The sequence below is a fragment of the Vibrio sp. 1249-1 genome (assembly GCF_033340495.1).
In genome coordinates, this window is the sequence record NZ_JAWOWJ010001208.1 from 1 (window position 1) to 509 (window position 509).

Genomic DNA, 509 nt, shown 5'->3' on the forward strand with positions numbered 1-509 from the left:
GTAACATCTCCTTTTGTGGGATCAGCTTCTCTTGGTTGTGTTCAATGATGCTGTTGAAGAAAGCGATCACACGGATCGTTTTGCTGTTTTCATCAATAACCAATTGTACGCTGCAGCCGTCAGGGCTGACTCGAATAACGCGATATGGAACGGCCATGAGAGGCAGCTTTTTATCGTAAAGTTGTAACTCACGAAAGTTAACTTGCACTTCTTGTCCCGAGCGTAACATCGTTGGCTCATCTAAACGAATCCCCAAGCCTCGCTTAGAAATATCAACGGTTGAACCTGCTGCTTTTAACTCACCCGAACTGAGTTCAAGCGGCGTTTTGAATCGATAACGTGGTTCTTTACGGCGCGATTGAGCATCGAAATAGATACCTTTAGGGTTGCCAGTGATTTTTCGAGGATGACGAAAGGCATTTAACGTGTTGGCTGGCAAACGCGGCTTTTCTGTTAATAGGTAATCTTGCCCCGACTTTTCGTCAGCGATTTCTTGCAAAATGCCGATA

The 509-nt window shown here is 45.2% G+C and carries 1 protein-coding gene; it reads right to left on the bottom strand.

Annotation, left to right across the window (positions count from 1 at the left end):
• Positions 1–509, bottom strand: a 509-nt coding sequence (locus R7Z50_RS31305) for a PilZ domain-containing protein (RefSeq protein WP_318150252.1), incomplete at both ends; no start/stop codon positions are given.